The sequence below is a fragment of the Thermaurantiacus tibetensis genome, from assembly GCF_015354055.1.
GTDB classification, from domain to species: Bacteria; Pseudomonadota; Alphaproteobacteria; order Sphingomonadales; family Sphingomonadaceae; genus Thermaurantiacus; species Thermaurantiacus tibetensis.
Genome location: NZ_JACHTM010000003.1, coordinates 145671 through 164867, shown reverse-complemented (window position 1 = coordinate 164867; position 19197 = coordinate 145671). Strand labels below are relative to the sequence as shown.

Here is a 19197-nt window from a genome sequence, read left to right as displayed (position 1 = left end):
AGGACCCGACATGTTGAAGCCGATTCGCCTCGCTTTCGCTGGTCCGCTGGTTGCGGCGCTTGCCGCCTGCGGCGGTGCCACCCCCGCCGGCGATGACCTGCCCGCGGGCAAGGCGCCTGCCGCCGGCACGGCGACGCCGGTTGCCGGCCCCGCGCCGGCCGCGCCCGTCGCGCGGGACTGGTCGCAGACCGTGGTGGCCACGCCCGAGGGCGGGTTCCGCATGGGCAACCCGGACGCGAAGCTGAAGCTCGTCGAATATGCGAGTCTCACCTGCGGCGTGTGCCAGCGCTTCCACCTCGAGGGGGCGGATGCGCTGAAGTCCGGCCTCGTGCGGCGCGGGCAGGTCTCCTACGAGTACCGGCCGTTCCTCCTGAACGCCATCGACATTGCCGCCGTGCTCGTTGCCACCTGCAACGGGCCGGAGCAGTTCTTCACCTGGGCAGACCAGTTCTACCGCAACCATGATGCCTTCGTGCAGCCCTTCACCCGGCTGTCGGATGCCGACGTGAAGAGCCTCAATGCCCTGCCGCAGGACCAGCAGGTCCGCCGGCTCGCCGAGCTCGGCGGGCTCGATGCCTTCGTGCGGCCCCGCGGCATGGCCCGCGCCCGCTTCGACCAGTGCCTCGGGGATGCCGCGGCGCTGCAGCGCCTGCTCGACCAGCAGAAGGTGGCGATGGAGAAGATGCAGGTGAACGCCACCCCCACCTTCTTCCTGAATGGCCGCAAGCTCGACGGCGTGACCAGTTGGGAGGCGCTTCGCCCGAAGCTGGAGGCAGCGCTCTCGTGAGCCCTTCTGCCGGGCGGCGGACCGGCTGATGCAGTTCGAGCGGCTGCGCCTCGTCGGCTTCAAGTCGTTCGTCGAGCCGACCGAGCTTGTCATCCTCCCCGGGCTCACCGGCATCGTCGGCCCGAACGGCTGCGGCAAGTCAAACCTGCTTGAGGCGCTGCGCTGGGTGATGGGCGAGAGCTCCGCCCGGGCGCTCCGCGGCGGCTCGCCAGCGAGCGGCGGCGGCATGGAGGACGTGATCTTCGCCGGCACCGCCACCCGGCCGGCGCGGAGCTTCGCCGAAGTGACGCTCACCCTCGACAACCGCGCGCGCCGGGCGCCCGCCGCCTTCAACGGCGAGGACCGCCTCGAGGTGACGCGGCGGATCGAGCGCGGCAGCGGCAGCGATTACCGGATCAACGCGCGCGACGTCCGCCAGCGGGACGTGCAGATGCTGTTCGCGGATGCCGCCACTGGCGCCCAATCGCCGGCGCTCGTCAGCCAGGGCCGGGTTGCCGCGATCATCGCCGCCCGGCCCGACGAGCGCCGCCAGCTGCTCGAGGACGCGGCCGGGATCGCCGGGCTTGCCGTGCGCCGCCGCGAGGCCGAGATCCGGCTGAAGGCGGCGGATTCCAACCTCGCGCGGCTGGCCGACCTCCTTGCTGCCGGCGAGGCGCGGGCGGCCGCCCTCCGCCGGCAGGCGAAGGCCGCCGAGCGCTACCGGGCGCTCTCGGCGCGGATCCGCGCGGCCGAGGCGGCCGCCGCGCGGCTGGCGTGGGTGGAGGCCGAGGCGCGGCTGGCCGCGGCCGAGGCTGCGGCAGGCGCGGCGGAGGCCGAGCTGCATGCGGCCGAAGAGGTCGAGGCGGTGGCGCGCACGGCGCAGGCGTCGAAGGCCGCAGGCCTGCCTGCGCTCCGGCAGGCCGAGGCAGAGGCTGCGGCCCGGCTCCAGGCGCTGCTGACCGCGCGCGCCACCCTGGTGGCCGAGCGCGCGGCGGCCACCCAGCGCCTGGCCGACCTTGCGGCAGCCCTCGCCGCGGCGCGGTCCGAGCGAGACCAGGCCGAGGCCCGCCTCGCCGATTCGGAGGCAACCCGTGCCCGGCTCTGCGCCGAGCTTGCGGCAGCTGAATCATCCGCGCGGGAGGCCGAGGCCGCCGCCGGGCCCGGAGCGGAGACCGTGACGCGGCTCGAGGCCGAGGCGGCCGACGCCGAGCGGGCACTGGCCGCGGCCGTCGAGGCCCATGCGGCTGTCGTCGCCGAGGGGCGGGCGGCGCGTGCAGCCGCCGAGGCGGCGCGGGGGCGGCTCGAGCGGCTGCGCACCGAGCATGACCGCCAGCGGGCTGCGCTTGCACGCCAGGAGGCGGATGGCGGCCTGGCGGCCGCCGACGCGCGCGTCGCTGCCGCCGAGCAGACCCTTGCCGCGGCCGTCGCAGACGTCGAGGCCGCGCGGGAGCGGCTGACAGCCGCTGCCGCCGCGCGCCGTGCGGCCGAGGAGGCGCGACTCGCGGTCGAGACCGCCCTCGCCGCCGCGCGTGCCGAAGTCGCCGCGCTCGAGGCCGAGGCGGAGGCGCTCCGGCGTCTGGCCTCGGCTTCGCCGGGCAACGGGCGGGCCGTGCGGCTCGAGGTGGCCCCCGGCCTCGAGGCGGCAGTGGCCGCAGCGCTCGGGGATGACGCCGATGCCGCGGTCGGCGCGGCAGCGCCGGGCGCTGCGCCCGCCCGCCGCTGGGCGGGGGCAGCGCCCGACCCGGAGGATCCCGCGCTGCCACCTGAAGTCACGCCGCTTGCCCCCCACGTGGCGGCCCCGCCGGAGCTGGCCCGCCGCCTGGCGCAGGTGGGCCTCGTCGAGGCGCCGCCGGACGCCGCCCTGCGCGCCGCGCTTCGCCCCGGGCAGCGGCTCGTCAGCCGCGAGGGTTGGCTCTGGCGCTGGGATGGCTTCGAGGCGCCGCCCGGCGGCCGCAGCGCGGCCGTCGCCGAGGCGCTGCGGCAGGCGAACCGGCTGGCCGAGATCGGCGAGGCCCTGGTGGCTCCGCGGGCGCGCCTCGCTGCGGCCGAGGCGGAGCTGGCCCGCCAGCGCGCCGCGGCTGCTGCGGCTGCGGAAGCGGAGCGGACCGCCGCGGTCGCGGAGGCGGCGGCGCAGAAGGCCCGCGCCGACGCGGAGGGGCGGCTGCAGGGTGCGCGCAACGCCGCAGCCGAGCAGCACGCCCGGCGCCAGGCGCTCGAGAGCGCGCTCGAGCGTCTGGCCGTCGAGCGCGAGAGCGCCGAGGCGGAGGCCAGGACGGCAGGCGAACGCGCGAAGGCCCTTCCCGATGCGACGGCCGCGGCCGAGGCAGTCGGCGTGGCGCGGCAGTCGGCCGAGCGGGCGCGGGCGGAGCTGGCGCGAGCGCGCGCCGAGCTTGCCGCCGAGGTCCGCAACGCCAGCGAGTCCCGGGCGCGCGCGCGGAGCCTTGCCCGCGAGATCGACGAGTGGGAGGCGCGCGGGGAGGCGGCGCGCGCGGCTCTTGCGCAGCTTGCCGAACGCATCGATGCGCTCGACGCGGACCATGCGCGTCTTGTCGGCGCGCCTGCCGCGCTCGGTGCCCGGCTCGCGGCGCTCGAGGCCGATGTCGCCGCCGCCGAGCAGGCGCGCGGCGCTGCTGCCGAGGCGGTGATGGCAGCCGACCTCGAGCTTGCCGACCTCGACCGCGCAGCCCGGGCCGCTGCCGCCCGCGTTGCCGATCTGCGCGAACGGCGCGGCGCTGCGGCCGCCGAACTGGCCGCGGCACGCGCAGGCTGTGACCGCCTCCTCGAGGCCGCTGGCGGAGCGCCGCCTGCGCCGCTTGCGGACTGCCCCGATGCCGCCGTGCTTGCGGAGCGAGCCGCCGAGCTTCCGCGGCTGGTTGCCGAGCGCGAGCGGCTGGGCGCGGTCAACCTCGTTGCGGCCGAGGAGCTTGCCGCGCTCGAGGAGGGGCTGCTGCGGCAGAAGGCCGAGAAGGCCGAGCTCGAGACGGCGGTCGCGCGGCTGCGCGCCTCGATCGGCGTCATCAACCGCGAGGCGCGCGCCCGGCTCCTCGAAGCCTTCGCAGCGGTGGACCGGGCCTTTCGGGAGCTGTTCCAGTCCCTCTTCGGGGGCGGCGCGGCCGAGCTTGCGCTCGTCGACAGCGAGGATCCGCTGGAAGCGGGCCTTGAAGTCAGGGCTGAGCCGCCGGGGAAGAGGCTCCAGTCGCTCTCGCTGCTCTCCGGCGGCGAACAGGCGCTGACAGCGATCGCCCTCGTCTTTGCGCTGTTTCGCAGCCGCCCGGCGCCCATCTGCGTCCTCGACGAAGTGGACGCGCCGCTCGACGACGCCAACGTCGAGCGCTTCTGCCGGCTTCTCGCCCACATGGCCGAGACCACCGACACGCGCTTCCTGGTGGTCACGCACAACATGATCAGCATGGCTGCCATGCACCGCCTCTTCGGCGTGACCATGGGCGAACCCGGGGTTTCGCAGCTTGTGAGCGTCGATCTTGCCGGCGCTGAGGACCTGCTCGCCGCTTGACCTGCCGGGCGACTGCCCCTAGTCGCGCAGCCGGCTTCGGCGGGGCTTCGGCACTGCCGGCTGCCGGTCCGTCTGGCGACATGGGGCTCCTTCCGTGACCGACCCGGCCGAAGGGCGCGCGAGCGACGATCTCGACGCCCGCATCGCGGCTGCTAGGGCACGCCAGGCGCCGCCACCGCGTCAGGTGGCCGCCTCCGCGCTGGCGCGCGGCACGCGATACGCGGCGGAAATCGCGGTCGCGACCGTCGTCGGCTTCGGGCTCGGCTGGTTCCTCGACGGCCAGCTCGGAACCGGGCCCTGGCTTGCCATCCTCTTCCTTCTCCTGGGAGTGGCGGCGGGCTTCCGCAACCTCCTGCGCGCAGTCGAGCAGGAGACGCGAGCGGTGGAAGCCGAGGCGGCGGCGGATGGCGGGGACAAGGGCGGCGGGCCGGGCGGCCCGGCGCGAACGGAGTGAGAGCGCGGGAACGGAGATGGCAAGTCCGCTCGAGCAGTTCGCGATCAAGCGCTACGCCGATCTTTCGGTTGCTGGCGTGGATGCGAGCTTCACCAACGCATCGCTCTTCATGCTGATCGCGCTCGGCGCGCTCACCCTCTTCATGTGGCTCGGCACGAGGAACGCGGGCCTCGTGCCCAACCGCTGGCAGGCTGCGCTTGAGACGCTCCACGAGTTCGTCGCCGGCATGGTGGACGAGAACATCGGGCCCAAGGGCAGGGCCTATCTCCCCTTCATCTTCTCGCTCTTCATGTTCATCCTGGCCTGCAACATCATCGGCCTGTTCCCGTTCAGCTACACGGTGACGAGCCATCTCGCAGTCACGGCTGCGCTTGCCGGGTTCATCTTCCTCATGACGGTCGTCATCGGCTTCTGGCGGCACGGTCTTCACTTCTTCTCGCTCTTCGTGCCGCCGCAGACTCCGGTCGTGCTGCTTCCGCTCATCGTGCTGATCGAGCTCATCTCCTTCCTGTCGCGGCCGGTCACGCTTGCCGTCCGACTGTTCGCCAACATGACGGCCGGGCACATCCTGCTCAAGGTGTTCGCCGGCTTCGTCATTTCGCTCGGTCTTGCCGGCGGCGGGCTGGTGGCTCTCGGCATCCTGCCGCTCACCATGAACGTCGCGCTCTTCGCCCTCGAACTGCTGGTGGCGGTGGTGCAGGCCTATGTCTTCGCGCTCCTCACCTGCGTGTACCTCAACGACTCCATCAACCTCGAACACTGAGAAGGACAAGACACATGGACGCTGCCGCGGCAAAACTCATCGGCGCCGGAATCGCTACCTTCGGGATGGGCCTTGCCGCCCTTGGCGTCGGCATCATCTTCGGCCTCTTCCTCTCCGGCGCGCTGCGGAACCCGGCAGCGGCGAACGCCCAGCGGCCCAACCTCCTGTTCGGCTTCGCGGTGACCGAGGCGCTCGGCATCTTCTCCTTCCTCGTCGCCCTCATCCTCCTCTTCGTCGTCTGACGGCGGCGGGCCGGGCACGAGGACAGGCCATGCCCCAGTTCGACCCTTCGGTCTTCGCGCCCCAGATCGTCTGGCTGGCGCTCGTCTTCGCGCTCCTCTACCTTGTCGTGGCGCGTTCGCTGCCGAAGGTGGAGCGGGCGGTGGAGGATCGGCGCGCGCGCATCGCCGCCGATCTCGCGGCCGCCGAACGCGCCCGGGCCGAGGCGAACGCGGCGGCGACCGGCCGCACTGCCGAGCTCGGCGATGCGCGGGCAGCGGCCCAGAAGCTGCTCTCCGAAGCCCGTGCCCGCGCCGATGCAGCGGTCAGGGCGCGGCTTGCCGAGGCCGAGGCGGCGCTCGGTGCGCGAACGAGCGAAGCCGAGGCGGCGCTTTCGCGCGCCCGGGCCGAGGCGATCGCCGCGCTCGACGAAGTGGCAGCCGAGGCGGCGGCCGAAATGGTCGGCAAGGTGGCCGGCCTCGAGGTGAGCGTCGAGGAGGCGCGCGCCGCAGTCAGGAAGGTGGCAGCCTGAGATGGCGGCGGAACCGGTTCACGGGCAGGGCGGGGAAGCGGCGCACGCCGCCGAGGCGTTCCTTGGGCTCGACAGCTATGGCTGGGTGGCGCTGGCCTTCGTCCTCTTCGCACTCGCGCTGTGGCGGCTTGGGGCCTTCCGCGCCATCCTGGGCGCGCTCGACGCACGCGCGGAGAAGGTGAAGGCGGAGCTTGCCGAGGCCGAGGCGCTGAAAGCCGAGGCGAAGGCCATTCTCGACCGGGCGGCAGCCGAGGCCGAGCAGGCCCGCCGCGACGCCGCCGACATCCGCGCCCGGGCCCAGGCCGACGCCGCGCGCATCCTGGCTGGTGCCGACGATGAGGCGGCGGCCGCGATCGCCCGCGCGACCCGGCTGGCCGAGGAGCGGATCGCCGCGGCCCAGCGCGCAGCCGAAGCGGAACTGCGCGCCCGGGCGACCGACCTTGCCATCGCGGCCGCCCGGACCCTTCTTGCCGAGCGGCAGCAGGCGCTCGAGGGCCTGACCGACTCGGCGATTGCAGGGCTCGACCGTCGCTCCTAGGGTCCGGCGGGTGACCGCCGCCGCAGAGATTGCCGCTGCTGCCCGTGTGCTGGTGGCGGCCAGCTACAACATCCACAAGGGCGTGGGCAGCGATGGCCTGCGCCAGCCCGCGCGCATCCTCGACGTGCTCGACGAGATTGGCGCCGACCTTGCGGTTCTGCAGGAGGCCGACCACCGCTTCGGCATTCGCCACGCGGTGCTGCCGCCGGCGCTCGTCGCCGAGCGGGGCTGGCGCCCCGTGCCGTTCGATCGCGCCGGCGTGAGCCTCGGCTGGCATGGCAACGCCATCCTCGTGCGCGGGGGGCTAGATGTCGCGCGGCATCGGCGGATCCGGCTTCCGGCACTCGAGCCGCGCGGGGCTGTCCTGGCCGACGTCTGCCTCGGCCCCCGGCTGCTGCGCGTGGTAGGCATGCATCTCGACCTCTCAGGCCTCAGGCGCCTCGCCCAGGTCAGGGCCATCCTGCGCCGGGTGGCGGCCGCTCCGGGCGATCCGCCGCTTCTCCTCATGGGCGATCTCAACGCCTGGCGGGCCGACGACCCGGCGCTCGGCCTGCTCGCCTCGGGCCTCATGCCCGTCGCCCTTCCCCCGAGCTTCCCGGCCCGCCTTCCTCTCGGGCGCCTCGACCGGGTCTTCACGAGCAGGGGGGTGGAGGTGCTCGAGGCCGGCGTCCACGCCTCGGCAACGGCGCGCGCTGCGTCCGACCATCTGCCCGTCTGGGTGCGCCTGGCTCTTCCGGCCGGGTGACGCACGCCCCCGCGCCATGAGCGCGCCCTGGGTCGCCCTCCTCGCCTTCGCGGCCGCGGCCGCGCTGGCCTGGCTGTGGCTGAGGCTCGCCTCGCGCCTGCCGGCGCCGGACCCGCGGCCGAAGCTCGGGCCGCCGCGGCCGGCGGCTTCGACCGCGCTCGGCCAGCGGTTCGCCCGGGCCTGCGCCGACCACCCCGGGCTGTCGGGGGTCCGCCCGCTTCTCGACCCGGTCGAATCGCTTGCAGCCCGGGTCCGGCTCATCCGCGCGGCGGAGACGTCGCTCGACCTCCAGTACTATATCTGGCGGGGCGACATCGCCGGGATGCTGCTCGTGGACGAGCTGCTCGCCGCCGCCCGCCGCGGCGTGCAGGTGCGTCTCCTCCTCGACGACAACGGCATCGCCGGCCTCGACCCGCTGCTGAAGGCGCTCGACTCCCACCCGCGGATCGAGGTGCGGCTGTTCAACCCCTTCGTGCTGCGCCGGGCGAAGCTTCTCGGCTATCTCGTCGACTTCGACCGGCTCAACCGCCGGATGCACAACAAGGCGCTGGTTGCCGACGGGACCCTCGCCATCCTTGGCGGGCGCAACATCGGCGACGAATATTTCGGCGCGACCGACGGCGCACTCTTCGCCGACCTTGACGTCATGGTGGCAGGGCCCGTCGTCGCCGAGCTTGCCGCCGACTTCGAACGCTACTGGACCTGCGCCTCGGCCCATGCCGCAGGCCGCATCCTCGCAAGGGTGAAGCCATGGCCGGGCCCGCGGATCGCCGCCCGCGCCGCCGAGGCGCGGGCGCGCCCCGAGGCGGCGCTCTATGCCCCGGCCTTCGCTGACCGTCCCGGCCCCGGCGGGCTGGTCGACCCTGAGCAGTTCGAATGGGTGCCCTGCCTCCTCGTCAGCGACGATCCGGGGAAGGGACTGGGCCTGGCCGGCCGCGACGACTACCTCGACCGCCAGCTGCTCCGCGTCATCGGCAGGCCGGAGCGGCTGCTGGGGCTGGTCTCACCCTATTTCGTGCCAACGAAGGCGGGTGTGGCCGCCCTCGTCGCGCTTGCCCGGAGCGGGGTGGAGGTTGCCATCCTCACCAACGCCTGGGAGGCGAACAACCACCGGATCGTCCACACCGGCTACGCACCACACCGCCACGCGCTGCTGGCGGCCGGAGTCCGGCTGTTCGAGGCCAAGCGCCAGCGGCGCGTCCCGCGTGCCGCATCCGGTGGCCTGCTGCTCGGCTCCGCGCGCCGCTGGGCGCCGCGCAACTCGCTGCGCTCGTCGGGTTCGGCGCTGCATGCCAAGACCTTCACCGTCGACGGCAGGCGCCTGTTCGTCGGCTCGTTCAACTTCGACCCGCGCAGCCTCGTCCTCAACACCGAGCTCGGCGTGGTGATCGAGAGCCCGGCGCTTGCAGGCGCGCTCGAGGCCGAGTTCCGGCGTGGCTTTCCGGGCGCCGCCTACCGGGTGGAGCGGGCTGGCCGCAGCCTCCTCTGGCACGAGGCCGACGGCACCGTTCACAGGCGCGAGCCGGGCACCCGGCTCCTCGACCGGCTTCTCATCCGCCTGCTCGCACCCTTACCGATCGACTGGCTGCTCTGAACGGCTGCCCCGGAGCGTGGTTGCCCTAGGCCTGGGTGCTGCGGGCCGCGCCGTCCGCCGCCGCGCCCCCTGGCGCGCCGGCGCGCAGGTGGTGGCGGATCACCTCGTCGATGATGAAGCGCAGGAACTTCTCGGTGAAGTCGGGGTCGAGCTCCGCCTCCTGCGCGAGCCGCCGGAGCCGCGCGATCTGCTCCGCCTCGCGCGCCGGGTCGGCCGGCGGAAGGCCAGCCGCGGCCTTGTAGGCTCCCACCTTCTGGGTGATCTTGAAGCGCTCGGCGAGCAGGTGGACGAGCGCGGCGTCGATATTGTCGATGCTGCGGCGGTAATCGGCGAGCGTGTCCGTCATGCCACGCTCCGCTGGCCGTGCGACCGATGGGGCCTTGCCTTCGCCACGGTCGCCCCATAGCCGAGACAGCCATGACAGCAACCACCCCCGGCGCCCAGGTGCTCCCCTTCCGCGGGGCCAAGCCCAGCCTCGCGCCGCTCATGGCGCTGGTCGCGCCGGGGCTCAACGCGGTCAACCGCGTGATCCTCGACCGGATGCAGAGCGAGGTCGCGCTCATCCCCGAGCTCGCCGGCCACCTCATCGCCGGCGGCGGCAAGCGGCTCCGCCCCATGCTGACCCTCGGGAGCGCCGCCGCGCTCGACTATGCCGGAGACCGGCACCATCGCCTGGCCGCGGCGGTCGAGTTCATCCACACGGCAACCCTCCTCCACGATGACGTGGTGGACGGCTCCGACCTCCGGCGCGGGCGAGCGACCGCGAACGTCATCTGGGGCAATGGCGCCTCGGTGCTGGTCGGCGACTTCCTGTTCAGCCGGGCCTTCGAGCTCATGGTCGAGGACGGCTCGCTCAAGGTCTTGAAGATTCTCTCGCGGGCGAGCGCGGTGATTGCCGAGGGCGAGGTGGCGCAGCTGACCGCCCAGCGCGTCGTCGAGACCACCGAGGAGCGCTACCTCGCCATCATCGCCGCCAAGACGGCCGCGCTCTTCGCGGCTGCCTGCCAGATCGCGGCGGTGGTGGCCGAGCGCGGCCCGGCGATCGAGGACGCGCTTGCCGCCTATGGCCGCAACCTCGGCATCGCCTTCCAGCTCGTCGATGACGCCATCGACTATGTCTCCGATTCGGCCACCATGGGGAAGGACCGGGGCGACGACTTCCGCGACGGCAAGGTGACGCTTCCCGTCATCCTTGCCCATGCCCGCGGAGATGCGGCGGCCCGGCGCTTCTGGGCCCGGGCCATGCGCGGCGAGGCGAACGGGCCGGATGCGCTGGCCGAAGCCATCGCCCGCCTCGACGAGACCGGCGCGATTGCCGATACGCTGGCCCGCGCGCGCCTCTATGGCAGCCGGGCCCTCGACGCGCTCGCCATCCTGCCCGACAACCCCGCCCGCGCGGCGCTGGCCGAGACCGTCGCGTTCGCGATCGACCGCGCGCACTGAGCCTTCGGGGGACGCAGGGCAAGCGCCCGTGCCACCCTCGTCCGCAAGCCTTCCGGTAGAGGCGGCGCTTCCGGCCCTTCGCGCAGCGCTTGCCGCCGCGCCTGCGGCCGTGCTGGTGGCCCCGCCAGGGGCAGGCAAGACCACGGCCGTGCCGCCCGCGCTCCTTGCCGAACCATGGGTGGCGGGCGGCCGGCTTCTCCTCATGCTGCCGCGGCGCCTCGCCGCCCGCGCGGCTGCCGAGCGCATCGCCGCGCGCATGGGCGCAACGCTCGGGCGGGAGGTGGGTTACGTCACCCGGCTCGAGACCTGCACCTCGCCTGCCGCGCGGATCGAGTGCCTGACCGAAGGAGTCTTCCTGAACCGGCTGCTCGCCGAACCCGATCTGCCGGGGGTGGCCGGGCTCCTCTTCGACGAGGTCCACGAGCGCAACCTCGAGGGCGACCTCGGTCTCGCGCTCGCGCGCGACGCCCAGGGCGCGTTCCGGCCCGATCTGCGGCTCCTCGCGATGTCGGCTACGCTCGATTCGGGGCGCCTCTCGGCCTTCCTCGGCGATGCGCCGGTCGTCACCGCCGAGGTGCCGCCGCATCCGCTCGTCATCCGCCACGTCCCGCCCAGGGCCGGCGAGCGGCTGGAGGAGACGGTTGCCCGCGCCGTCGGCGAGGCGCTGGCGGCGACAGCGGGCTCGGTGCTGGTGTTCCTCCCCGGCGTTGCCGAGATCGAGCGGGCGGGCCGCGCCCTCCGGCTTCCCGAGGGCGTTGCCCTCGCCCGGCTCCACGGCAGCCTCTCGCCGGCAGCGCAGCGGGCGGTGCTTGCGCCTGCGCCCGGGCGGCGGGTGATCCTTGCAACCGCGATTGCCGAATCGTCCCTGACCGTGCCCGGGGTGGCCGCCGTGGTCGATGCAGGGCTCGCCCGCCGGCCCCGGTTCGACCGCGACACCGGGCTCACCCGCCTCGAGACCGGCCGGGCGAGCCAGGCGAGCGCCACCCAGCGCGCGGGCCGCGCCGCGCGCGAGGGGCCGGGGCTTGCCATCCGCCTGTGGCCCGAGGGCGAGACCCGGGGCCGGATTGCCGAGGAGCCGCCCGAGATCCTCTCGGCCGATCTTGCCGGGCCGCTCCTCCAGCTCGCCCGCTGGGGCATCGCCGACCCGGCGCGGCTCCCCTTGCTCGACTCGCCGCCTCCGGCTGCCGTTGCGGACGCGCGCGCCCGCCTCGAGCGTCTGGGGGCGCTTGCGCCCGACGGCCGGCTGACGGCGAAGGGCGAGCGCCTTGCCCGCCTGCCGCTCGCCCCGCCGCTTGCCGCCATGCTGCTCGCGGGCGCGGCCGCGGGAGCCGCTGACCTTGCCGCGCGCCTCGCGCTGCTCCTGACCGAGCGGGGGCTCGGCGGCGAGTCGGTCGATCTCGAGGAGCGGCTGGCGCGGCTCGCCCGCGACTGCCCGCCGGCTGCTGCCCGCCTTGCCGCGCGCTGGGCGCGCGCTGCCGAGGCGCTCCAGCCCGTCGCCCGGCCCGCGGATTCGGCGCCGCCCACGGCTGGCGAGCTGCTCGCCGAGGCCTTTCCCGAGCGAATCGCGCGCCGGCGCCGCCGGCCCGGCCCGCGCGACGCGGATGCCGCCTACCTGATGGCGGGCGGGCGCGGCGCACTCCTGGCCGCGCAGGAGCCGCTGGCGGCGGCCGAGTGGCTGGTGGTGGCGGATGCCGGCGGCAGCGGCGCCGACGCCCGCATCCGCCTTGCCGCCGCGCTTGCGCCGACCCCGGCATGGCTTGCCGCGCGCACCACGACCGCGACCCGCGTGGCCGTGGAGGAGGGGAGGGTGGTGGCCGAGCAGCGGGAGACCCTTGGCGCGATCGAGGTCCGCCGCGCGCCGCTCGCTGCGCCCGCGCCCGAGGCCGTGGTCGCCGCCCTTGCCGCCCACCTCGCGGCAACCGGCCTGTCGCTGCCTGAGGCCGAGGCCCGTGCGCTTTCGCGCCTGCGGGCAGCGGCCGCTCACGGCTTCGAAGGGCTTCCGCCTCTTGATGACGGGGCGCTGGCGCGTGCGCTCGCCGAGCGCTCGGGCCCGGTGCGGCGGCTTGGGGAGCTGGCGGTTGCCGGCTTTGCGGAGAGCCTGGTGCCCGAGCCGCTGCGCCGGGCGCTCGACCGCTTCGCGCCAGCTGTCTTCACGACACCGGCAGGCACCCGGCATGCCGTCGATTATGCCGCTCCCGGCGGGCCGGAAGTCGAGGTGAGGGTGCAGGCCCTGTTCGGCCTTGCCGCGCATCCGCAGGTGCTGGGCGGCGTGCCGCTCACACTCGCGCTCACGTCGCCCGCCGGCCGGGTCATCGCCCGCACGCGCGATCTCCCCGGCTTCTGGCGGAGCGGCTGGGCAGAGGTGAGGCGGGAGCTCTTCGGCCGCTACCCGAAGCACGCCTGGCCGGAGGATCCGCTCGCGGCCGCACCCGCCCTGCGCGGCGGCGCCGGCCGGCGTTCTTGATTCCGGCCGCTGACCGGCCTTTATCAGCGCCATGCCGCACGCACGGATCTACCAGCAGGGCAAGAGCGCGACCCAGTCGGGGCGGGCGCGCGCCAGCCACTTCATCCTCGAATATGAAAGCGACCGGCCCAAGCGGCCCGACCCGCTCATGGGCTGGGCAGGAGGTGCGGACACGGTCGAGCAGGTGCGCCTCTCCTTCCCCACGCTCGAGGCGGCGCTTGCCTACGCCGAGCGCGAGGGGCTCGAGGCCGAGGTGGTGCCTCCCGCGCCCCGGCGGCTGATCCTCAGAAGCTACGCCGACAACTTCCGTTGAGACGGGGCAGCGACTAGGGTTGGGCCCAAGACCCCGTAGCTCAACCGGATAGAGCGCCTGCCTTCTAAGCAGGGGGTTGCGTGTTCGAGTCACGCCGGGGTCGCGAACTGGGAAGGACAACATATGAAGGTTCCGCACGAGGCGCTGGTGGTGGTGGCAGACGGGGGACGGATGGCTCTCTACCGCAACCGCGGCAGCGTCTTTGCGCCCGACCTCGAGCTCCTCGAGCAGGAGGCGGTGGAGTTTCCGCGCACCTCGGACGTCGGTGCCGACCGGCCGGGCCGCGCCTTCGAGAGCAGCAGCCACCGTCGGAGCGCCTACGAGGTGACCGACATCCACGACAAGGCCGAGGAAGCCTGGTGCCGCGCGATCGCCGAGCGGATCGTCGCGCTGCAGGCGGGCGCGAAGGCCGGCGTTCTCCTCGTGGCTGCACCGCGGGCGCTCGGCATGATCCGCGCCGCGCTTCCTGCCGACGCGCGCGAGGCTCTCGTTGCCGAAGTGGGCAAGGACTATGCCGGCATGAGCGCCGCGGAGGTCGCGAAGGCGCTCGAGCGGCTCTGAGGTCTCAGCCGCTCGGGTTGTTCGCCCGGTCGAGCACGTAGGCGCGGATCGCCTCGCTCTCGGCGGGCGTCAGGTGCTTCGCGAAGCTCACCATCCCGTTGCCGGCCAGCACGCCCTTCAGCACCACCTCCTCCCATTGGGCGCGGTCGGCGGTGATGGCGGACCAGCGGAGGTCGGGCAGCACGCCAGACGAGATGGCGAGCGGCCCGTGGCACACCGCGCAGCTGCGCGAATAGTGCAGGAACCCGGCCTCGACCATCTGCGGCGTGCCGAAGGCCGGGCCCTTGGGCGTGCGCTCCACCATCGGCAGGTCGGGGTCGGGGATGGTGCCGGTGCCGCCGAGCCTGAAAGCAACCACGCGGCCGAGCTTGGGCGGCACCGCGCGGTCGAAGAAGAAGCCGGCGGCCAGCGCGAAGGCGGTACCCCAGCCGGTTGCCACGGCCAGATACGGCTCGCCGTCGACTGCGTAAGCGACGGGCGGGGCCGCGATGCCGGACTTCAGGTTCATCCGCCAGAGCGGTCGGCCGGTTGCCGCCTCGTAGGCCACGAGATCGCCCTTGACCGTGCCCTGGAAGACGAGGCCGCCGGCGGTCGAAAGGATGCCGCCGTTCCACGGGCCATCGTGCTCCACCGTCCAGCGCGGCTTGCGCGCCACCGGGTCCCAGGCGATGAGCCGGCCTTTCAGCATGGCGCGCACGGCCTTCAGCGTGTCCTCGGGCAGGCGCGCGGTGAAGCCGGAGGAGAAGTCCACGCCCGTGTTCCAGGCGACCGGCCGGACTGCCGCCAGCGCATCCCGGTGCATCGCCTGCGGCACCTCCTGGGCCGGGATGAAGACCAGCCTTTCCCTCGGGCTGTAGGCCATGGGGTGCCAGTTGTGCGCGCCAAGCGGCCCCGGGGCCATGAGCGTGCTCGTGTCGCCATAGCGCGCCTCGGCCGTCTCGATCGGGCGCCCCTTCTGGTCGAGCCCGGTCGCCCAGGTCATCGGCACGAAGGCATCGCCCGAGATGAGGGCACCGGTCTTCGCGTCGAGCACGTAGAAGAAGCCGTTCTTGGGCGCCTGCATCACCACCCGGCGCGGCGCACCGTTTGCGCCCAGCGGCAGGTCGGCGAGGATCAGCGTCTGGGTGGCGGTGTAGTCCCAGTTGTCGCGCGGGGTGGTCTGGTAGTGCCAGCGGTAGCGCCCGGTGTCGGCATCGACCGCGACGATCGAGGAGACGAAGAGATTGTCGCCCCGCCCGTCTGGGTCGCGGATGGCGGCGTTCCAGGGGCTGCCGTTCCCCACCCCGAAGATCACCTGGTCATTGGGCTCGTCGTAGACGATCGCGTCCCAGACGGTGCCGCCGCCGCCGTCGCGGGTCCAGGCGCCGCGGTCCCCCCAGGTCGGGTTGGCGATCCGCGCCAGCGCTTCGTCGGAAGCCGCACCATCGGGCCGCTTCTCCGGGTTGGGCACGGTATAGAAGCGCCAGCGCAGGCTGCCGTCCTTCACGTCGTAGGCGGAGAGGTAGCCTCGCACGCCAAGCTCGGCCCCGCCGTTGCCGATCAAGACCATGTCCTTCACCACCCGCGGCGCGCCGGTGATGGTGTAGGGCTTCGACTGGTCGACCGTCACCACCGACCAGAGGAGCTTCCCGGTCTTCGCATGGAGCGCCTGGAGGCGGCCGTCGAGCACGCCGAGGAAGATGACGCCGTCGCGGATGGCGACTCCGCGGTTGACGACATCGCAGCAGGCCTTGGCGCCGACCGCCCGGTCGACGCCGGGGTCGTGGACCCAGAGCTCGCGCCCCGTCTTCGCATCGAGGGCATGGAGCACCGACCAGGCCGAGGTCACGTACATGACCCCGTCGGCGACGATCGGGGTCGCCTCGACTCCGCGCCCGGTCGAAAGCTCGTAGGTCCAGGCAACGCCCAGCCGGCTCACGTTCGAGGTGTTGATGGCTGCGAGCCGCGAGTGGCGCTGCTCGTCGTAGGTGCCGCCGTAGGTGAGCCACTCGGCATGCGCCGAGCCCGCCTTCGCCATGCCGTCGGTCTCGGCCGCGGCGGCGTTGCCGGGCGCTCCGGCCGGCCCGTGGCCCGAAAGCGCCGCCACGCCTGCCGCCGCCGCGCCGAGCAGCGCCGCGCGCCATCCCCATGCCTTCATCCGTCCGCTCCCTCGCTTCGGTCCTGCGCTCCGTTGGCGTGAGAGTAGGGCAGCGCGGCCTGCGTTTCACCCATCATTTTGCCGCGCGGCAGGCGCCTTCAGAAGCGGAACTCGGCGAGAAGGGTGAAGGAGCGGCCGCGCGGGTCGGCCACGCGCGGCTCCCAGGAACTCCCCGCCCCCGTGTTGCTGTCGTAGGCGATCGCGAACGGCGGGTCGGCGTTGAACAGGTTCTTGATGCCGACGGTGAGGTTGAGCCAGTCCCTCACCTCGTAGCCCAGCGAGACGTTGTGGATGACATAGTCGTCGGTGATCTCGACGAGGTCCGGCGGCCGCACCCGGCCGGCGGCGACTCCGGGAAGCACCTGGTTGCGGTAGCCTTTCCGGAAGATCTGCGAGACCGACGCGGTCCACGGCCCGTTGGTGTAGGTGAGGAACAGGTTGTGCCGCCACCTCAGGCCGAGGTCGCCGTTGAACGTGAAGAGCCCGATCTCGCTTGGCCCGAAGTCGGCGGTCGGCACGAAGCGCGAGCGCTTCTTGAGCAGCATCGTGCCGTCGAAGCCGGCGAGGAACTGGCCGTCGAGCGCGTCGAAGCCGAGCCTGCCCACGAAATCGAGGCCGGATGTCTCGGTCTGGCCGCTGTTCACCCAGCGCTGGTCGATGGTGACGAGATTGCCCGCGCCGTCGCGGATGAAGCGCTCGGGGAACAGCTGGAAGTTTGCCACGATCTGCTGCAGCGGCAGGAGCTGGATCGTCCCCTCGCGGCGGATGTTCCAGTAGTCGATGGCAAGCGAGATCCGGTCGCGCGGCTCGAACACGATCCCGGCGTTGAACTGGCGGTTCTCCTCGGGGCCAAGGTCGGGCTTGCCGCCAGTCAGGATGGTGGGCTGCACCACCTCGCAGCCGGGAATGGCGGTGTTGGGCTGGCCGCCCGGGCACTTGGCCGGGTCGGCAAGGTCGCGGCCCGAATAGGGGGATTCGAGCGTGCCGTTGAAGATCTGGTTGAAGGTCGGCACGCGGAAGCCGGTGTTGTAGCTGCCGCGCAGCATGATGGGCGGCACCGGCCGCCAGCGCACCGAAACCTTGGGGTTGGTCGTGGTGCCGAAGCCGGTGTAGTCGTCGATCCGCACCGCGCCGGTCACGTCGAGGCCGGGAAGCACCGGCACCAGCACCTCGGCATAGCCGGCGATGATGTCGCGGTTTACCTTGTCGAGCGCGTTGGCGTCGTCGAAGGGGGCAGCGATGATGAACGGGCGCGCGGTCGCGGCCCGACGGTCGCCGTTGAAACGGTAGGTCTCGCGCCGGAAGTCGATGCCGAGCGCAGCCTGTACGCGGCCGTGGGGCAGGCGGATGAGCGGACCCGAGACCGACGCCTCCACCTGCGTGAGGCCGAACTTGCCGCCGTAGAGCACCACCCCGCGCGCGGAGGCGGCCTCGAGCAGGGCGAGCGCCTCCTGCGACTGGGTCTGGCCGGGGAAGAGGAAGGGGTTGATGACGCCGGTGTTCAGCGCATCGACGATGCCGTTGGCGATGATGTTGCCGGCGGGGTCGCGGGTGGTGTTGCGGTAGTAGTAGCCCGAGCCGAGCTCCGACTCCGCCTTCGACCAGCCCCAGGAGACCGTGCCCTCGTAGTCCCAGCCGAACAGGAAGGGTCCTTCGGCGCCGAACATGGTCCTGAGCGTCTTGGTCTCGGTCTTGATCTCGCGCGGGCCGCACTCGATGCAGCGCCAGCGGTAGGCAATCGGCAGGCCGCGCCGGGTTGGGAGCACGGTGTCGGCGGGGAAGGCGGCAAGGAGCGCATCGAAGATGCGGTCGTAGACGGCGGCGTTCTGCGCCGTGCGCGGGAAGGCGAAGTTCTGGGTGGTCGTGTTGGGGATCAGCTGGAGGTTCGAGAAGCGCTTGGCCGAGGAGGCGTCCGAGCCGGTCACCTCGCCGAACAGCCGGTGGTCGCCGAAGCGGAAGCTGGCCCGGCCGATCCAGGTGACCGTCTCGATCGGCTGCTGGAGCACGGCGGCGCGTCCCGTGTCCCAGGCGCAGGCGAAGCGGGCGCCCGGCAGGTCCCAGAGGAGCTCGTCATAGGGGCCCATGCCGTCGATCGCGTCGCAGCCCGGCTGGCCGGGCAGGTCGAGCACGTTGATGCCGGCGCCTGCGCGAATCGTGGTCCCGGGAATGAAGGGGGCGGTTGCGGCGGACGCGATGATGGTGCCGGCCGGCGTGTTGGGGCCGACTCCGAGCGGGAAGATGGTGGCAAACGGCGAGCCGCGGGTGTCGGGCGAAAGGCCGCGGTTCGGCTGGAAGGTGTTGACGAAGTCCCGCTGGTCCCCGCGGAGCGCCCGGTGATCGGAGACGGAGACGCCGGCCATGAGGTTGATGCCGCGCTCCTCCACGTCTCCCCAGCCGCCCAGCACCGAGCCGCGGAAGATGTTGCCGCCGCCCTGCTGCGTCACGTCGACGAAGCCCTGGGCCAGCACGCCCTTGAAATCGGTGCGGGTGATGAAGTTGATGACGCCTCCCACCGCGTCGGTGCCGTAGATGGCGGACGCACCGTCGCGCAGCACCTCGACGCGCTCGACCGCGAACAGCGGGATCTGGTTGATGTCGACGATGCCGCCGTTGAGCCCGTGAGCGGGCACCCGCCGGCCATTCAGCAGGATGAGGGTGGCGGCCGCGCCCTGGTTGCGCAGGTTGGCCGACGAGGCGCCGTTGTTGCCGCGCGCCTGGCCCGAGACGACGTCGGCGTTGGAGGCAAGGTTGTCGAGCCCGTTGCCGTTGCTGGTGAGGAGCGCGATGAACTGCTCGGGGCTGTTGATGCTCTCGCGCCTGAGGTCGGTCTGGTCGAAGATCGAGAGCGGCAGCGCGCTATCGGTCGGCGACTGGCGGATCCGCGAGCCCGTGACCACGATGGTGTCCTGGGCCGACGCGCCCTGCGCTGCGGCCGGCGCCGAGGGGGCCGCGGCAAGCACGGAGGCCACAAGCGTGCCGGCGAGCAAGGCCGGCGGGTGCGGGGTCGGTCGGGTCATGGTGCGCTCCCTGTCATCGTGCCCATGCAATCAGGGACCGGGCGGCGGGAGAAGAGGGCCGCGCCAGGAATGAACACCCGTTCGGATGATCCTCGCGCCCTGTTGCGCCGAAGCCGCACCTCGGCCGGGGCGGACCA

At 73.1% G+C, this 19197-nt stretch carries 16 protein-coding genes and 1 tRNA gene; 14 read left to right on the top strand and 3 right to left on the bottom strand.

Features of this window, described 5'->3' with window-relative positions:
- The first annotated feature begins 10 nt into the window (after positions 1–10).
- The 9 genes from H3H34_RS09410 to H3H34_RS09370 all read left to right on the top strand — a co-directional run bounded on the left by H3H34_RS09410 (position 11) and on the right by H3H34_RS09370 (position 9125).
- Positions 11–787 carry a DsbA family protein gene (locus H3H34_RS09410; RefSeq protein ID WP_194745033.1) on the top strand — a complete coding sequence of 259 codons (777 nt, stop codon included), beginning with the start codon at positions 11–13 and terminating at the stop codon, positions 785–787.
- Positions 788–815: 28 nt separating this feature from the next.
- On the top strand, positions 816–4280 hold the full coding sequence (smc, locus tag H3H34_RS09405) for a chromosome segregation protein SMC (protein WP_194745032.1): 3465 nt from the start codon (positions 816–818) through the stop codon (positions 4278–4280).
- 94 nt (positions 4281–4374) lie between these two features.
- Positions 4375–4734, top strand: coding sequence for an AtpZ/AtpI family protein (locus H3H34_RS09400; protein WP_194745031.1), 360 nt, complete (start codon positions 4375–4377; stop codon positions 4732–4734).
- Between the two features lie 16 nt (positions 4735–4750).
- A complete protein-coding gene (locus H3H34_RS09395; RefSeq protein WP_194745030.1) occupies positions 4751–5497 on the top strand; it encodes a F0F1 ATP synthase subunit A in 747 nt (248 codons plus the stop codon).
- A 14-nt stretch (positions 5498–5511) separates the two neighbouring features.
- A complete protein-coding gene (locus tag H3H34_RS09390; RefSeq protein WP_194745029.1) occupies positions 5512–5739 on the top strand; it encodes a F0F1 ATP synthase subunit C in 228 nt (75 codons plus the stop codon).
- Positions 5740–5768: 29 nt separating this feature from the next.
- Positions 5769–6248: a F0F1 ATP synthase subunit B family protein gene (locus H3H34_RS09385; protein WP_194745028.1), complete on the top strand. Its 480-nt coding sequence runs from the start codon at positions 5769–5771 to the stop codon at positions 6246–6248.
- A gap of 1 nt (position 6249) precedes the next feature.
- Positions 6250–6786, top strand: coding sequence for a F0F1 ATP synthase subunit B family protein (locus H3H34_RS09380; RefSeq protein WP_194745027.1), 537 nt, complete (start codon positions 6250–6252; stop codon positions 6784–6786).
- A gap of 10 nt (positions 6787–6796) precedes the next feature.
- Positions 6797–7531, top strand: coding sequence for an endonuclease/exonuclease/phosphatase family protein (locus tag H3H34_RS09375; protein WP_328831751.1), 735 nt, complete (start codon positions 6797–6799; stop codon positions 7529–7531).
- A gap of 16 nt (positions 7532–7547) precedes the next feature.
- The gene (locus H3H34_RS09370) at positions 7548–9125 is read left to right on the top strand and encodes a phospholipase D family protein (RefSeq protein WP_194745026.1); all 1578 of its coding nucleotides are present in this window, start codon (positions 7548–7550) and stop codon (positions 9123–9125) included.
- 25 nt (positions 9126–9150) lie between these two features.
- Here the strand turns inward: H3H34_RS09370 and H3H34_RS09365 are convergent, their stop codons facing one another.
- Positions 9151–9471 carry a chorismate mutase gene (locus H3H34_RS09365; RefSeq protein ID WP_194745025.1) on the bottom strand — a complete coding sequence of 107 codons (321 nt, stop codon included), beginning with the start codon at positions 9469–9471 and terminating at the stop codon, positions 9151–9153.
- Between the two features lie 71 nt (positions 9472–9542).
- Here H3H34_RS09365 and H3H34_RS09360 point away from each other — a divergent pair, with 71 nt between their 5' ends.
- The 5 genes from H3H34_RS09360 (at position 9543) to H3H34_RS09340 (ending at position 13906) form a co-directional block, all read left to right on the top strand.
- Positions 9543–10568 (top strand): polyprenyl synthetase family protein, encoded by a 1026-nt coding sequence (locus H3H34_RS09360; RefSeq protein ID WP_194745024.1) that lies wholly within the window; start codon positions 9543–9545, stop codon positions 10566–10568.
- A gap of 28 nt (positions 10569–10596) precedes the next feature.
- A complete protein-coding gene (hrpB, locus tag H3H34_RS09355) occupies positions 10597–13032 on the top strand; it encodes an ATP-dependent helicase HrpB (RefSeq protein ID WP_328831747.1) in 2436 nt (811 codons plus the stop codon).
- 31 nt (positions 13033–13063) lie between these two features.
- On the top strand, positions 13064–13345 hold the full coding sequence (locus tag H3H34_RS09350) for an ETC complex I subunit (RefSeq protein ID WP_194745022.1): 282 nt from the start codon (positions 13064–13066) through the stop codon (positions 13343–13345).
- Positions 13346–13374: 29 nt separating this feature from the next.
- A tRNA-Arg gene (locus H3H34_RS09345) sits at positions 13375–13448 on the top strand.
- A 20-nt stretch (positions 13449–13468) separates the two neighbouring features.
- Positions 13469–13906, top strand: a complete 438-nt coding sequence (locus H3H34_RS09340; protein ID WP_194745021.1) for a baeRF12 domain-containing protein — start codon at positions 13469–13471, stop codon at positions 13904–13906.
- A gap of 4 nt (positions 13907–13910) precedes the next feature.
- Here the strand turns inward: H3H34_RS09340 and H3H34_RS09335 are convergent, their stop codons facing one another.
- Together H3H34_RS09335 and H3H34_RS09330 are read right to left on the bottom strand one after the other, a co-directional pair.
- A complete protein-coding gene (locus H3H34_RS09335; RefSeq protein WP_194745020.1) occupies positions 13911–16043 on the bottom strand; it encodes a PQQ-dependent dehydrogenase, methanol/ethanol family in 2133 nt (710 codons plus the stop codon).
- 98 nt (positions 16044–16141) lie between these two features.
- Positions 16142–19060 carry a TonB-dependent receptor plug domain-containing protein gene (locus tag H3H34_RS09330; protein ID WP_194745019.1) on the bottom strand — a complete coding sequence of 973 codons (2919 nt, stop codon included), beginning with the start codon at positions 19058–19060 and terminating at the stop codon, positions 16142–16144.
- Positions 19061–19197 lie beyond the last annotated feature (137 nt).

What these genes read in the sequence shown, in the direction of transcription:
- H3H34_RS09340 (WP_194745021.1), top strand. Translation starts at nt 13,469, where the DNA reads ATGAAGGTTCCGCACGAGGCGCTGGTGGTGGTGGCAGACGGGGGACGG.
- H3H34_RS09380 (WP_194745027.1), top strand. Translation starts at nt 6,250, where the DNA reads ATGGCGGCGGAACCGGTTCACGGGCAGGGCGGGGAAGCGGCGCACGCC.
- H3H34_RS09390 (WP_194745029.1), top strand. Translation starts at nt 5,512, where the DNA reads ATGGACGCTGCCGCGGCAAAACTCATCGGCGCCGGAATCGCTACCTTC.
- H3H34_RS09330 (WP_194745019.1), bottom strand. Translation starts at nt 19,060, where the DNA reads ATGACCCGACCGACCCCGCACCCGCCGGCCTTGCTCGCCGGCACGCTT.
- H3H34_RS09350 (WP_194745022.1), top strand. Translation starts at nt 13,064, where the DNA reads ATGCCGCACGCACGGATCTACCAGCAGGGCAAGAGCGCGACCCAGTCG.
- H3H34_RS09385 (WP_194745028.1), top strand. Translation starts at nt 5,769, where the DNA reads ATGCCCCAGTTCGACCCTTCGGTCTTCGCGCCCCAGATCGTCTGGCTG.
- smc (WP_194745032.1), top strand. Translation starts at nt 816, where the DNA reads ATGCAGTTCGAGCGGCTGCGCCTCGTCGGCTTCAAGTCGTTCGTCGAG.
- H3H34_RS09360 (WP_194745024.1), top strand. Translation starts at nt 9,543, where the DNA reads ATGACAGCAACCACCCCCGGCGCCCAGGTGCTCCCCTTCCGCGGGGCC.
- H3H34_RS09395 (WP_194745030.1), top strand. Translation starts at nt 4,751, where the DNA reads ATGGCAAGTCCGCTCGAGCAGTTCGCGATCAAGCGCTACGCCGATCTT.
- H3H34_RS09365 (WP_194745025.1), bottom strand. Translation starts at nt 9,471, where the DNA reads ATGACGGACACGCTCGCCGATTACCGCCGCAGCATCGACAATATCGAC.
- H3H34_RS09410 (WP_194745033.1), top strand. Translation starts at nt 11, where the DNA reads ATGTTGAAGCCGATTCGCCTCGCTTTCGCTGGTCCGCTGGTTGCGGCG.
- H3H34_RS09335 (WP_194745020.1), bottom strand. Translation starts at nt 16,043, where the DNA reads ATGAAGGCATGGGGATGGCGCGCGGCGCTGCTCGGCGCGGCGGCGGCA.
- H3H34_RS09370 (WP_194745026.1), top strand. Translation starts at nt 7,548, where the DNA reads ATGAGCGCGCCCTGGGTCGCCCTCCTCGCCTTCGCGGCCGCGGCCGCG.